This window comes from Marinobacter sp. E2, from assembly GCF_055755345.1.
Genome location: NZ_CM146911.1, coordinates 3,227,160 through 3,240,219, shown reverse-complemented (window position 1 = coordinate 3,240,219; position 13,060 = coordinate 3,227,160). Strand labels below are relative to the sequence as shown.

Here is a 13,060-nt window from a genome sequence, read left to right as displayed (position 1 = left end):
TGTCACTCCTGCTTTTTCAGTTCGATATGGATGCGGCGCATGGGCATGAGACCCTGCGGGCGCCAGACCATCATCAGCACCATGGCGGCGCCGAAGATCAGCATCCGGTATTCGGAGAACTCACGGGCCAGCTCCGGCAGGATGGTCACGGCAATGGCCGCCAGGACAACCCCGATCTGGGAGCCCATGCCCCCGAGTACCACGATCGCGAGGATGATGGCCGATTCCAGGAAGACAAACGACTCCGGGCTGATAAAGCCCTGCTTGGAGGCGAACACGGTTCCGGCAAAGCCGGCAAAGAAGGCGCCAATGGTAAACGCCGAGAGCTTCACCGCGGTGCGGCTCAGGCCCAGGGAGCGGGCTGCGATTTCATCTTCCCGCAGGGCTTCCCAGGCCCGGCCGACCGGCATGCGCATGAACCGGCGGATGACCAGGGCAGTGAACACCGCCAGAACCAGGGCGATCAGGTACAGGAAAATCACCTTGTGCTCGCCGGCGTAGGCAATGCCGAAGGTCTCGTGGAAGGAGGTGTTGCCTTCTTCTTTTACGCGGCGACCGAACTCCATGCCGAAAAGGGTGGGTTCCGGAATGCCGCCGATGCCGTTGGGGCCACCGGTGAGCGTGGTCCAGTTGTTCAGCAGGATCCGGATGATCTCGCCGAAGCCCAGGGTGACAATGGCCAGGTAGTCGCCTCGCAATCGCAATACCGGGAAGCCCAGCACCAGACCAAAAAGGGCCGCCAGCAATGCGCCAATAGGCAGGGCCAACCAGAATGAAATGCCCAAGTACTGGGACAGCAGGGCGAAGGTGTAGGCGCCCACGGCGTAGAAGGCCACGTAGCCAAGGTCCAGCAGACCCGCCAGGCCCACCACCACGTTCAGGCCCAGTGCCAGCATGATGTAGATCAGTACCAGGGTGGCCAGGTCAACCGCGCCCCGGGACACGAAGAACGGCCAGAACAGGGCCAGCACGAGGAGACCACTGAGTACCCAGGATTCGATCTTTGCCCGCCGGTTCTCCGACATGGGTTCGCTCTTGGTCTTCGGAAGCGGGTTTGGCAGGTTGCCAAGGGTGCCCATGATGGTGTCGCGGAACAGCTGGAACAGGAACACAAGGACGGCAGCCAGCAGCACCATCACAATGGTGCTGGTATCGGCGCCGGTCAGCGTGACATTGATGCCCCGGGCTTCCAGGTTGAAGCCGATGATGGGGTAGGAAATAACGAGTGTGATAACCGCGCAGAAGAGCGCGTGTCTCAGATTGTTGGCAGCCATCAGATCTTTTCAACCTCCGGTTTGCCGAGCAGGCCGGTGGGTTTGAACAGCAGAATCAGGATCAGCAGGCTGAATGAGATCACGTCCTTGTATTCACCGCTGAGATAGCCGGAGGTCATGCTCTCCGCTACGCCCAGAATTAACCCGCCCAGCATGGCGCCGGGGATACTGCCGATGCCGCCAAGAACCGCTGCCGTAAAGGCTTTCAGGCCGGCAATAAAGCCGAAGAGAGGATCCACCGAGCCGTAGTACATGCCCAGGAGCAGTCCGGCCACCGCGGCCAGGGCTGCGCCGATGACGAAGGTTGCCGAGATGATCCGATTGGTGTCGATGCCCAGCAGGTTGGCCATGCCCAGATCCTGGGAAACAGCACGGCAGGCCCGACCTGTACGGGAGCGGGAAATGAACATGGAGAGGGCAGTCATACAGACCAGGGTGGTGATAAAGATGGTGATCTGCATGTATGACAGCGACATCTGGAAACCATCGGCGGAACCGAAGTTGAAGCCGCCGTCGATCAGAGCCGGGAAACCGATGTTGCGGGAACCCTGGGCCAGGTGCACGTAGTTCTGCAGGAAGATCGACATGCCGATGGCGGAGATCAATGGAATCAGGCGGTGACGCCCGCGTACCGGCCGGTAGGCTACCCGTTCAACCGCCCAGCCCATGGAACTGGACACGAGGATGGCGCAGATCAGTGCAACGATCAGAACCAGGGGTAGCCAGGCAATACCCAGCGTTGCCAGCCCGGTTATGGCGATCAGCGCGGTGTAGGCGCCGATCATGTAGATTTCACCATGGGCAAAGTTGATCATGCCGATGATGCCGTAAACCATCGTGTAACCGATGGCGATCAGGGCGTAGGCGCTCCCGATCGTCAGCCCGTTGATGAGCTGCTGGAAGAAATACAGGAGGTCTTGCATTGTTATGGAACTCCGAAAGCCTGCTCCCTCCGCTACCACACCCCGCTACCGGGATATCCGGGGCGGAAATGGGGGAGGATCAACAGGAGCCTAGAAAAACACCTTCTCCCGGATCGCGGTGAGAAGGTGCTCTCATAATTACCGTTTGTTAACGATAATGGCTTAGTTTACCGGAGTTTTGCTGCCATCTGAATGCCATTCGTACACAACAAACTCGAATGACTTCATATCGCCGGCCTTGTCGTACTCCACGGTGCCGATCGGGGTCTGGAAGGTGCCTTCGCGCAGGGCAGCGGCAACTTCGAACGGATCGGTGGATTCGGCGGCCTCGATACCATCAGCAATCAGCTGAACGGCAGTGTAGGAGGTCAGAACGAACGGGCCGGATGGATCTTCGCCCTTATCCTGGAAGGCTTTAACCAGCGCCTGGTTCTCGGCTTTCTGGTCGAACGCTGGCGGCAGGGTTACCAACAGACCTTCGGCGGCTTCGCCGGCGATGGTGTTGATGTCCTTGTTGCCTACGCCCTCTGGGCCCATGAACTTGGCGTCAAGATCGGCCTGGCGCGCCTGGCGCAGGATCAGACCCAGCTCCGGGTGATAGCCACCGTAGTAGACGTAGTCCACGTCGGCCTGCTTGAGCTTGGTGACCAGGGAGGAGAAGTCCTTGTCGCCGGCAGTGATGCCCTCGAACATGGCAATCTCGATGCCTTCGTTCTGCAGGGTGTCGCGCACGGCGGTGGCAATGCCTTCGCCGTACTGCTGCTTGTCGTGCACGATGGCGACGCGCTCAGGGCTCTGGGAGGCAATGTAGCGTGCCGCAACCGGCCCCTGCATGCTGTCCAGGCCGATGGTGCGGAACACCAGCTCGTAGCCACGCTCGGTGATTTCCGGGCTGGTGGAGGCCGGAGTCACCATGAGGATGCCTTCGTCTTCGTAGATGTCAGAGGCCGGCTGGGTGGAGCTGGAGCACAGGTGACCAACCACGAAGCGCACACCGTCGTTCACCAGGCTGTTGGCTACGGTTACCGCCTGCTTCGGGTCGCAGACGTCGTCGTATTCAACGGCAACGAGCTCTTCGCCCATAACACCGCCATTGGCGTTGATCTGTTCAATCGCCATGCGGGCGCCGGAAAACTGCATGTCGCCATACTGGGCAACGGGGCCGGTCATGGGGCCGGCGATACCGATCTGGATCTCGGCGGCGGCGTGACCTGCGCCCATCAGGGCTACGGAAGTGCTGACGGCGGTAACGAGTTTTTTCACTGAAGTTCTCATTGATTCTGTCCTGTTATGGTTCAGGGTTATTCTTGTGTTCTCAGAGAGTTAAACAAACACCACAGCTCTGCTGTTGTCAAGCAGGGCCCTCTGGCGGTTGCTCCGGTACACGGGCAGCTTTTTCAAGGCAATACCCGTGCCGCTCTGAGCGGCGCTAGGCGTCCGTGCCGTCTTCTTCATCCTGGGTGACCAGTGCCCGGAAGCTCTCATGGTCGCGCAGCTGGTCAAAACTCACGTCTACCGAAGCATCGTCGCGGTATGCTTCGGAAATTTCAATAGCTTTCTTCAGGGTGCTGACCGCGTCGTCCCAGCGGCCGATCTCCGCATAGGCGCATGCCAGCTGATAGTGCGCATGGCCGTTGTCCGGTGCCAGTTTCAGTGCCCGCTGGCAAAGGCTGATGGCCCACAGGGGCTCCTGCATCTCGAGCACGGCGTCGGCCTTGTAGCTCAGTGCCTCGACGTCATCAGGGCGCAGGTCCAGGATCTGGTCGTAGGCGGCAATCTTGTTCTGCTGCGAGGTTTCCTGGCTGGCCTTCAGCCACAGTGAATGCACCTCGTTGGTGCGCTCGATCTCCGCCTGGTTCTGATGAATGATGTCGGATTTCTGTTTCAGCTGTTCTTCGATGAACTCCAGGCGCCTTTCATACTCCACCACGAGCTCGTTCACCCGCTTCTCGGCGAGACTGGTGAGCTGGTTGCGCATGTCCCGGATCGAGTTCCAGCCGATCACCACCAGAATGGAGGTGGCGCCGGCAATCAGGTAGAAGAAGTAGGTGACCGTGTCGGTGGCATAGGACATGGTCTTGTCGGCCACGGAGAGTTCCTTGTCCACCACCTTTTCAATCAGCTCGGCACGGGTGCTCTGCATCTCCTTGCGCAGGGCCTTGGTTTCCTCCAGCAAATAGAGTTCAACAAACGGGGTGTACATGGGCTCGTCGAGGGTCTCGATGCTTTCCTCCAGGTCCTCCTCGGTCAGGGGCTCGTCCGGGCCGAGGTTTTGCTGGGCCTGCAGGGTGCCGGTAAAAGCCAACGCGAAAAGAAAGGTAAGCAACAACTTGATCATCGGGCTGGGTCCGTCTGGTTTTGGGAAATTGAGCAGAGGCGTGACCTTAGCATAGTGGCTGATGGAAAAAATGCAGGCACAGTCCCCGACTTGCTTTTCAGGGTGTAAAGACCTCTAATAGTTAGGGGTATAAAGAATTGGCAAAAACCGACTCGGAGTAATGCCTTGAACAGTTACGAAGATGTGCTGGTGGCGCTGCGGCGCGTGATCCGGGCCACGGACCTGCATTCCAAGCGGCTGAGCAAATACGCCGGTCTGACCGGACCGCAGCTGCTGATCATGCGAACCATCCGGGATCTGGGCGAGGTTACGATCGGCACGATTGCTGAAAAAGTCAGTCTGAGTCAGGCGACGGTTACCACGATTCTCGATCGCCTGGAACATCGCAAACTGGTGTACCGGGTGCGCAGTACCCGGGACAAGCGCAAGGTGCACGCGCACCTGACGGATGAGGGCGCCGAACTTTTGGCCCGCGCCCCGAACCCGCTGCAGGAAGATTTCATCCAGAAGTTCCAGAGCCTGGCGGAGTGGGAGCAGACCATGATCCTGGCCTCGCTGCAGCGGGTGGCGAACATGATGGACGCCGATGACATCGATGCCTCGCCGGTGCTGACGGTAGGGTCGGTGTTGAACGATGACGGCTGGAAGGAAAAGGGCTGAGCAGGGGTGTCGGATCAGCGAAGCGTAATTCGACACCCCCCTCCCACGGTTAATGCACCGAAGACCCCTTTCTCGGCTTGTTGCCGAAGCACACCTGGAAGACATCGCTGTAGTGCTTCGCAAAGTTCACGATCAGACCTTCCTTCAGATAGTCCGGCAGCTCCTCGTAATCGCCCCGATTGGCCTCTGGCAGGATCAGGTTGCTGATTTTCTGCCGCCGTGCGGCAATCACTTTCTCGCGAATCCCGCCCACCGGCAGCACCTGGCCGGTGAGGGTCAGCTCGCCGGTCATGGCAATGTTCTGCTGTGGGGCTTCCCGGCGGGCAATGGACAAGAGCGCGGTGGCCATGGTCACGCCGGCGCTGGGGCCGTCCTTGGGGGTCGCTCCCTCGGGAACGTGCAGGTGCACGAAGGACTTGTCGAAGAACGTGGGGTCACCCTTGAAGCGTTTCAGGTTTGAGGACACGAAGCTGTAGGCAATCTCCGCGGATTCCTTCATCACGTCGCCGAGCTGGCCGGTGAGCTTGAAGCCGCGCTGGCTGCTGTGTATCCGGGACGCTTCGATGCTCAGGGTGGCCCCGCCCATGGCGGTCCAGGCCAGGCCGGTAACCACGCCAACGCCTTTCAACGACTTCTCTTTCCGGAACGCCGGCTGCCCGAGGTATTCGGGCAGATCGTTGACGCCCACCTTCACCGGCTGGTCCGGATGCTCCAGGAGCTTGACGATGCCTTTGCGCATGATCTTGTGCAGCAACTTTTCCAGGTTGCGCACACCAGCCTCGCGGGCATACCCCTCGATCACTTGCCGGATGGCGGCATCGGTGATGTTGAACTGCTTTTTGAGCAGCCCAGCCCGTTTCAATAGCCGGGGCAGCAGGTGGTGCTTGGCAATGGCCAGCTTTTCCTCGGAAATGTAGCCGGACAGGCGGATAACATCCATTCGATCCAGCAGCGGCCGGGGAATGGTATCGAGCTGGTTCGCGGTGCAGATGAACAGCACCTTGGACAGGTCCATGCGAACGTCCAGATAGTGGTCGAGGAAATCCCGGTTCTGCTCCGGGTCCAGGGTTTCCAGCAGTGCTGAGGCCGGATCGCCCTGGAAGGACGCGCCGATCTTGTCGATTTCATCGAGCATGATCACCGGGTTTGCTACCTTGGAATCTTTCAGTGCCTGCACAAACTTGCCCGGCATGGCGCCTATGTAAGTGCGGCGATGGCCCTTGATCTCGGCCTCGTCGCGCATGCCGCCGACGCTGAAGCGGTAAAACTCCCGCCCGAGGGCGTCTGCCACGGAATGGCCAATGGACGTTTTGCCCACGCCCGGCGGGCCCACCAGCAACAGGATGGAGCCGCTCACCTCTTTCTTGAAGGTGCCCTCGGCCAGGAACTCCACGATGCGGTTTTTCACGTCGTCCAGGCCGTCGTGGTCGCGGTCGAGAATCCGGCGCGCTTCGGCGAGGTCGAAGTGGTCCTCGGAGTGAAGGCCCCAGGGCACCTGGGTCAGCCAGTCCAGGTAGTTGCGGGTAACACCGTATTCGGGCGAGCCCTGCTCCAGAACCTGAAGTTTCTCAAGCTCGTCCCTGAAGCGTTCCTGCACCGCCTCCGGCGGATGGCGTTCTGCCATGCGCTGCTCGAAGCGCTCCACGTCGGCGGTCTTATCGTCCTTGGCCATTCCCAGCTCGCGCTGGATTACCTTGAGCTGTTCCTTGAGGAAAAACTCACGCTGGTGCTTCTGCACCTTGGCGTTGACCTCTTCGCTGATTTCCGACTGCAGGCGGGCAACTTCCTGTTCCTTGCGCATCAGCAGCAGCACTTTTTCCATGCGGCGCAGCAGGGGAACGGTGTCGAGCACGTCCTGCAGTTCGTGACCCGGCGCGCTGGTCATGGAGGCGCCAAAATCGGCCAGGGGCGAGCTGTCGTCCGGCCCGAACCGGGACAGGTATTGCTTCACTTCCTCGCCATACAGGGGATTGGATCGCAGCAGCTCCTTGATGGCGCTGATGATGGCCAGGGTGTAGGCCTTCAGTTCGTCTGCTTCTTCTTCGGGCTCGGTCGGGTACTCCACCTCAACCAGGTAGGGGGGCTTGCGACGGAGCCACTGGGTAATACGGAAGCGCTGCAGACCCTGGGCAATGAACTGAACCTTGCCGTCCTGGCTCTGAGCGTGATGCACCCGCACGGCACAGCCCATGGTTTCCAGCTGGTCGCTGGCGGGCACCCCTTCCTCGGCTTCCGGCTCTTCCACAAAGCAGATGCCCAGCACCTTGTGATCGGTTTCGCCGACCCGCTTCAGGGTCTCGTGCCAGGGGTTCTGGTTCACCATCACCGGCTGGACCTGGGCCGGGAAGAAGGGCCGGTTGGACACCGGCAGCACGTACATGCGCCGGGGCATCAATTGCTGGGGCAGCGCCAGGCCCTTGCTGTGCTCGTCCTTGCCAATGTATTCGGTCACATCCTCTTCGAACTCTTCAAACGAATCGTTGCGGGTGTCGTCATTCATGCCGTGAACTGTCCATCCGGAAAGGTTGTGGGTTGGCTGTCTATTTAGCCTATGTAACGCCAGATACGGTAATTTCAAGGAGTTGGCTTTTGTCTCTGCAGCCTTGATTTCCGCCTGGCCGGCCCCATGTCCTCAGACAATTCGTAGAGATTCAGGGGCAGTGCCCTGCTGATCTCCAGATCTCTAGAAAACTTTCGACAAATTCAGGTGCCAGGCATGAGTAACTCCCCCTACATCTTTGAAGCGACCATGGAAAACTTCCAGCAGAAGGTCATGGAAGCCTCTGCCAGCACGCCCATCCTGGTGGATGTCTGGGCCGAGTGGTGTGCCCCCTGCAAACAGTTGATGCCATTGCTGGAAAAACTCGCCAACGAATATCAGGGCGGGTTCATGCTGGCCAAGGTGAACGCCGATGAGCAGGAACAGCTGACCGCCAGCCTCGGCGTGCGCAGCCTGCCGACAGTGATCCTGGTGAAAGACGGCCAGGCGGTGGACGGTTTCAATGGCGCACTGCCGGAGAATGAGATCCGCAAAGTGCTGGACAAACACGTGCAGGCTCCGCAGGAGGATCCGCACGACAAGGCCCGCCGCATCTGGGAAGAAGGCGACGTGGACGGAGCCCTTGCCATTCTGTCCGAGCTCAACCGTAAGGACCCTGAGAACCTCAACGTGTTGATCGACCTGGCCCAGCTGAAAGCCGAGACCGGGGACCTGGAAACCGCCGAACAAGTGCTCGAGAGCCTGCCGCCCGAGGAGAAACTGCAGCACCAGGCCAAGCAACTGGCGGCGCGGGTGAAGTTTCTCAAGCAGTCTGCCGAGCTGCCTCCGATCAAGGATCTGGAGATGGCCCTGGAGCAGGACCCGAAAGATCCGAACGCGTTGCACCTGTTGGCGCTTCATCACGTATTAAGGGAGAACAACGCCGAGGCCATGGATCTGTTGATCCGCCTGATGCAGGTGGACAGCAAGTACAAGGATGAAGTGGCCAAGACCACCCTGATCGAGCTGTTCGACAAGCTTGGTAATAACAACCCGGATGTACGGACCTATCGGCGGAAACTGTATACCCTGATGCATTGAGGTGGAATGCTCAAACTCCCGCCCCAGCCTGACAACTGTGAACTCTGCGAGCGCCGGGTGGCCAAGCTCACCCGGCACCATCTGATCCCCAAGCACCTGCATCGAAAGAAGCGCTTCCAGAAGCTGTTTAGCAAAGACGACCTGATTACCCGAACCCTGTGGGTCTGTCGGCCCTGCCACAACGCCATTCACAAGGCTCGCTCTGAGCATGAGCTGGGGCTGTACTTCAACACCCGAGAGAAACTGCTGGAGCTGGAAGAGTTGAAAACCTTCGTTGAGTGGCTCAGGGACAAACCGGAGGGGTTTGTCCCCAAGCAGAGACGCTAGGGCAGCGGTCGCGTCCGGCCGTTCGTCGTGGCCGAGGGCCTACGCGGCCAGCTCCCGGCGATCGTTCCGTTGGGCAGACACGTCCCTTGAAAACCGGTTACCGCGCAGGAAGGTGCCATAGTCGTTGAATCGCACGCCCATCTCCCTCATGACCCTGTGTGCCGCCGGTGCCGTCCATTGTCGAATGTAAAAGGGCTCGCGCACGGCAAAGTGATGGATGGCGTGGGTACTGCCGAAGTTGAAGCAGAACAGCTGCATCGGCATCAGCCACCAGGGGTTCAGAACCTGGCACTGCTGCATCACGTTCCTGGGCTCGACATCACCGTAGTAGTGCATGTTCGAGCTGATGAAGTGCAGACAGAAGGTGCGCAGGAAACAGGGCAGCATGTACACCACGGCAAAGGTGTCGAGCGCTGCCAGCGCGGTTGCCATCCCCTCCGGCAGGGTGATGGGGGCGCCAGCGAGCTGTGCCGCGAACAGGACCAGATGTGCCAGCACCCAGCCGTGGAACAGCAGGTAATAGAGGTTGCCAAGCGGCGCATAGGCGAGCAGCTGCTGCAGGCTCATTTTTCTGGCGTCGCCCCTCGACGCCGGCTTCTGGCTGCGGATGTAGTCACGCACGGCGCGCTGCATGGTAAACGGCCGCAGCAGCACGGCCAGCATGTTGTCGCCTGTCATCAGTAGGCGACGGACGCCCCAGCGCTCACCGTTCGTGATGCCGCGTTCCTCAAGATCGCTTTCGGTACCGCTGAACTTGTGGTGGTGCAGGTGCAGCTTGCGCCGTACGAACGGGCTGATGGTGCTGGCCCGGGCCAGCCAACCCAGCGCCAGCATCAGATCGTTGGCCCACGGCCGGTTCTTGAAGTACATGAGGTGAATCAGATCGTGCTCCAGCTCATGGATCAGCGACGCAAAGATCGCTGTTACCGGAACGCAGAGCCACCAGGGAATGAGCTCCATTATGTAGAGCGTGCCGCTGGCAATCATGCCCAGAAGCGAAATGGCCATGATGGAGGCACCAATCAGGTTCTGGTGTCTTTCCAGCCAGGGGTGCCGGCGACGCAGGGCCCGCCCCTCCTCCAGGATGGTCTTGCGGATATGTTCGGTTTTCTCCGCGTCGCTCAGGGTGTTCGGATCAACAGACATGGTTTTGACCTTTTTTACGGTTGGACATGTCAACCGGGCACCTACACCCGGTTTTATCAGCTGTTATTGTGATTCCGTCCAGGTCAGTACCGGCTATGAACCGATGACAAAAAACGATCATTTGACGACAACCAGGAAGGCGGCCGTTTCCATTGTGTCGAGCCAGCCCACGGTCCCCGGCACCTATGTCCTGCTGCTGATCGATGTGACAGAGCGCTGGAATGTACCGGTGGCGGAACTGCTGGAGCGCGAAGGGCTGGTTCTCGAGGATCTGCTGCGCAGCGGGTTCCGCCTGCCGAGGGACTGCTTTGCCCGTTTGATCCAGCAAGCCATCGCCCTGACCGGCGAGCCAGGCATTGGTTTTCTGATGGGGCTGCAGATGAAAGTGTCCTGTCACGGTGTGATTGGCCAGGCCGCCATGGTGGCAAGGACCCTGGGTGAGGCGCTGGACATTGCCATTGCCTACTTCAGCATGCCGTCATCGGATCTGGAGCTGCGCCTGGATCAGCAGGGCGATCAGATTCGCCTGGCCTTTGCCGAGCGCGACGAGCGCTACCAGTTGGGGGAAGTGGGTGCCATGTTCCTGCTTACCGGCTTTGCCGCGATGGCCGAGGCGCTCACCGGCACCCGGCTTCGGGGCAGGGGGGTGGTCCGTTTTGCCAAGCCCTCATACATGAGCCGCTTCGATCACCTGATGGCCGGCCCGCTAACCTTCGAGGGCGACTTTAACGGCTTTGTTTTCGAGCGATCGATCCTGGAATCCCCGCTGGTGATGTCTGACCCGGTGGCGGCGCGGGTGGCCAGGGAGCAATGCAAGGAAGAGTTGGGGCGTCTCGGGGGCGGCCGGTCCCTGCTGCAGCAGGTGCGGGATCTGGTGTTCGATGAGGAAATGGGCTTTGCCTCCATCGAGGAGGTGGCGGCAAAGCTTAATGTCACACCCCGAACCCTGCAGCGTCGATTGCGTGCCGAAGGCGTGGTGTTCCGCGAGCTTGTGGAGTCCATGCGTCAGCAGCACGCCCGGCGGTTGCTGGCCGTGGGTCAGAAAAGCATCGGACAGGTGTCGGACCTGCTGGGCTATTCTGATGTGACCAATTTCAGTCGGGCGTTCCGGCGCTGGACGGGGCGCTCGCCGCGGGAGTATGCCCGGGCGCCAGGATAGCGGCGCCCGGAACAGAAGCAGACTCAGCCGTTGCCTTTCTTCATCTGCTCGTACTCATCTTCGAAGAAAAACTTCTCCTCGCCAAACGCTGGCTCCAGCTCATGCAGCCAGGTAGCGGTGTCGCTGTACTTGGCAAAGAAGGGGCGTTGTACCCAGTCCGGGTTGCGGCCCTGCAGGAAGCGCAGCACAAAGACCTTTTCGCCCTTGATTTCCGTGATGCCCTGAATTTCCACCTTGCCGGGGCCGGCACTCATGGACGGACCGCGCGCGGTGCGCGCCAGGCCGGAAACCTGTTTCATGGCTTCCCGATAGATGTGGTAGGCCTCCGCCAGGGGCACCTCGAAGTAGTTCTTGGCCCCGGTGTCCCGCTCTACGAACATGTAGTAGGGGATGATGCCCAGCTTCACTTCTTTCTTCCACAGCTTCGCCCAGGCGTCGGCGTCGTCGTTCACGTGTTTGATCAGCGGCCCCTGCGCGCGGATTTCGGCACCGGTTGCCCGGATGCGACGAATCGCTTCCTCGGCGATCTCGGTGGTGATCTCCTGCCAGTGGTTGTAGTGGGCCATGATGGCCACGTGCTTGCCAGCGTCCACGAGGCGCGCGAACAGGTCAATCAGCTCGTCGGCATCCTTGTCGGTCACGAAGCGGTACGGCCAGAAGGTCAGTGCCTTGGTGCCGATCCGGACAGTCTGGATGTGATCAAACTCAGGCTCCAGCAGTGGCTCCAGGTACTGCACCAGGTTCTTGGTCTTCATGACCATGGGGTCGCCACCGGTCACCAGCAGGTCGGTGACTTCAGTGTGCTCCTTCAGATAACCGTGAAGCTTTTCTGCTTCAGTGCTCGCCATCTTCAGGTCCTTGTCGCCCACGAACTGCGCCCAGCGGAAGCAGAAGGTGCAATAGGAGTGGCAGGTCTGCCCCTGGGCCGGGAAGAACAGCACGGTCTCCCGGTATTTGTGCTGAACGCCGTCGAGCACCTCGCCGTCCAGTTCGGGCATGTTCATTTCCATCTGTCCGGCCGGATGCGGGTTCAGCTCGTCCCGGATCTCCTTGGCGACTGCCTGGATTTCCTTCTTGTCGGCACCTTCCCGGTGCAGCGCTGCCATACGCTCGAAATGTTCATCCTTGAGCATGCCTTTCTGCGGGAAGACAAGCTGGTAGATCGGATCGTTGGGCACCTTGTCCCAGTTGATCAGTTCGTTGATCACGTACTCATTGACCCGGAAAGGCAGCACACTGGCCACCACCTTCATTTCAAAAAGGGTCTCTTCAGGAAGGTTCTGAATGATCTCGATCTTGTCGAGCTGGCGGTCTGTGTAGACCTTGAAGCGCCGTTCCTCGAACTCCGTGGTGGGAATCCGGTTCGGAAAGGTGACGATGGAGTTCATAGATCGCCCTCTGTTGGTTGACTGAGGCAAAAAGTGGTCCGACCACTTTTTGGTGGTTAAAAATCAGGCAGGCAAGTATACATAAATAGAAATTTATTTTCAGGTCTAATTAATCGTCGAAGGAAAACCGCAGGACTGCGGCCGGATGCTGCCATTAAATCTCTGAAAAAATGGGTAAATATCTCGAAATTACGCTAATTGTGGCGAATGAGATCGTTTAGCACGGTAACAAAATTATCTGTGATAGGAATGCTACGACATTGGT

At 59.6% G+C, this 13,060-nt stretch carries 11 protein-coding genes; 4 read left to right on the top strand and 7 right to left on the bottom strand.

Annotated features, from left to right (window positions below; all coding sequences use genetic code 11):
- Window positions 1-2: 2 nt before the first annotated feature.
- From AC0J1C_RS14795 to AC0J1C_RS14780, 4 genes are all read right to left on the bottom strand, one after another.
- A complete protein-coding gene (locus tag AC0J1C_RS14795) occupies window positions 3-1,274 on the bottom strand; it encodes a high-affinity branched-chain amino acid ABC transporter permease LivM (protein WP_473044544.1) in 1,272 nt (423 codons plus the stop codon).
- Window positions 1,274-2,197 (bottom strand): high-affinity branched-chain amino acid ABC transporter permease LivH, encoded by a 924-nt coding sequence (gene livH, locus AC0J1C_RS14790; RefSeq protein ID WP_473044543.1) that lies wholly within the window; start codon window positions 2,195-2,197, stop codon window positions 1,274-1,276. The genes AC0J1C_RS14795 and livH overlap by 1 nt, the downstream gene beginning before the upstream one ends.
- A gap of 162 nt (window positions 2,198-2,359) precedes the next feature.
- Complete coding sequence (locus AC0J1C_RS14785) at window positions 2,360-3,418, bottom strand: branched-chain amino acid ABC transporter substrate-binding protein (protein ID WP_473046563.1); 1,059 nt, start codon at window positions 3,416-3,418, stop codon at window positions 2,360-2,362.
- 208 nt (window positions 3,419-3,626) lie between these two features.
- Complete coding sequence (locus tag AC0J1C_RS14780; protein ID WP_473044542.1) at window positions 3,627-4,535, bottom strand: TPR end-of-group domain-containing protein; 909 nt, start codon at window positions 4,533-4,535, stop codon at window positions 3,627-3,629.
- 165 nt (window positions 4,536-4,700) lie between these two features.
- Between AC0J1C_RS14780 and AC0J1C_RS14775 the strand changes: the two genes are divergently transcribed.
- Window positions 4,701-5,195: a MarR family winged helix-turn-helix transcriptional regulator gene (locus tag AC0J1C_RS14775; protein WP_473044541.1), complete on the top strand. Its 495-nt coding sequence runs from the start codon at window positions 4,701-4,703 to the stop codon at window positions 5,193-5,195.
- Window positions 5,196-5,244: 49 nt separating this feature from the next.
- On the opposite strand, the gene lon is transcribed toward AC0J1C_RS14775, so the two are convergent.
- Window positions 5,245-7,695, bottom strand: coding sequence for an endopeptidase La (gene lon, locus AC0J1C_RS14770; protein WP_375192631.1), 2,451 nt, complete (start codon window positions 7,693-7,695; stop codon window positions 5,245-5,247).
- Between the two features lie 216 nt (window positions 7,696-7,911).
- On the opposite strand from lon, the gene trxA reads away from it, so the two are divergent.
- Window positions 7,912-8,775: a thioredoxin gene (gene trxA / locus AC0J1C_RS14765; RefSeq protein WP_473044540.1), complete on the top strand. Its 864-nt coding sequence runs from the start codon at window positions 7,912-7,914 to the stop codon at window positions 8,773-8,775.
- A 6-nt stretch (window positions 8,776-8,781) separates the two neighbouring features.
- Window positions 8,782-9,102 (top strand): hypothetical protein, encoded by a 321-nt coding sequence (locus AC0J1C_RS14760; RefSeq protein ID WP_473044539.1) that lies wholly within the window; start codon window positions 8,782-8,784, stop codon window positions 9,100-9,102.
- Between the two features lie 39 nt (window positions 9,103-9,141).
- Here AC0J1C_RS14760 and AC0J1C_RS14755 read toward each other — a convergent pair whose 3' ends face one another.
- Window positions 9,142-10,248 (bottom strand): fatty acid desaturase, encoded by a 1,107-nt coding sequence (locus AC0J1C_RS14755; RefSeq protein WP_473044537.1) that lies wholly within the window; start codon window positions 10,246-10,248, stop codon window positions 9,142-9,144.
- A gap of 103 nt (window positions 10,249-10,351) precedes the next feature.
- Between AC0J1C_RS14755 and AC0J1C_RS14750 the strand changes: the two genes are divergently transcribed.
- Window positions 10,352-11,407, top strand: coding sequence for an AraC family transcriptional regulator (locus tag AC0J1C_RS14750; protein WP_473044536.1), 1,056 nt, complete (start codon window positions 10,352-10,354; stop codon window positions 11,405-11,407).
- Between the two features lie 23 nt (window positions 11,408-11,430).
- On the opposite strand, the gene AC0J1C_RS14745 is transcribed toward AC0J1C_RS14750, so the two are convergent.
- On the bottom strand, window positions 11,431-12,795 hold the full coding sequence (locus AC0J1C_RS14745) for a KamA family radical SAM protein (protein WP_473044534.1): 1,365 nt from the start codon (window positions 12,793-12,795) through the stop codon (window positions 11,431-11,433).
- Between the last annotated feature and the right edge of the window lie 265 nt (window positions 12,796-13,060).

Bases quoted from the DNA above. Each gene is read 5' to 3' on its own strand.
- AC0J1C_RS14745 (WP_473044534.1), bottom strand. From the start codon at position 12,795: ATGAACTCCATCGTCACCTTTCCGAACCGGATTCCCACCACGGAGTTC.
- livH (WP_473044543.1), bottom strand. From the start codon at position 2,197: ATGCAAGACCTCCTGTATTTCTTCCAGCAGCTCATCAACGGGCTGACG.
- AC0J1C_RS14760 (WP_473044539.1), top strand. From the start codon at position 8,782: ATGCTCAAACTCCCGCCCCAGCCTGACAACTGTGAACTCTGCGAGCGC.
- AC0J1C_RS14795 (WP_473044544.1), bottom strand. From the start codon at position 1,274: ATGGCTGCCAACAATCTGAGACACGCGCTCTTCTGCGCGGTTATCACA.
- AC0J1C_RS14780 (WP_473044542.1), bottom strand. From the start codon at position 4,535: ATGATCAAGTTGTTGCTTACCTTTCTTTTCGCGTTGGCTTTTACCGGC.
- lon (WP_375192631.1), bottom strand. From the start codon at position 7,695: ATGAATGACGACACCCGCAACGATTCGTTTGAAGAGTTCGAAGAGGAT.
- AC0J1C_RS14750 (WP_473044536.1), top strand. From the start codon at position 10,352: ATGACAAAAAACGATCATTTGACGACAACCAGGAAGGCGGCCGTTTCC.
- AC0J1C_RS14755 (WP_473044537.1), bottom strand. From the start codon at position 10,248: ATGTCTGTTGATCCGAACACCCTGAGCGACGCGGAGAAAACCGAACAT.
- AC0J1C_RS14785 (WP_473046563.1), bottom strand. From the start codon at position 3,418: ATGGGCGCAGGTCACGCCGCCGCCGAGATCCAGATCGGTATCGCCGGC.
- trxA (WP_473044540.1), top strand. From the start codon at position 7,912: ATGAGTAACTCCCCCTACATCTTTGAAGCGACCATGGAAAACTTCCAG.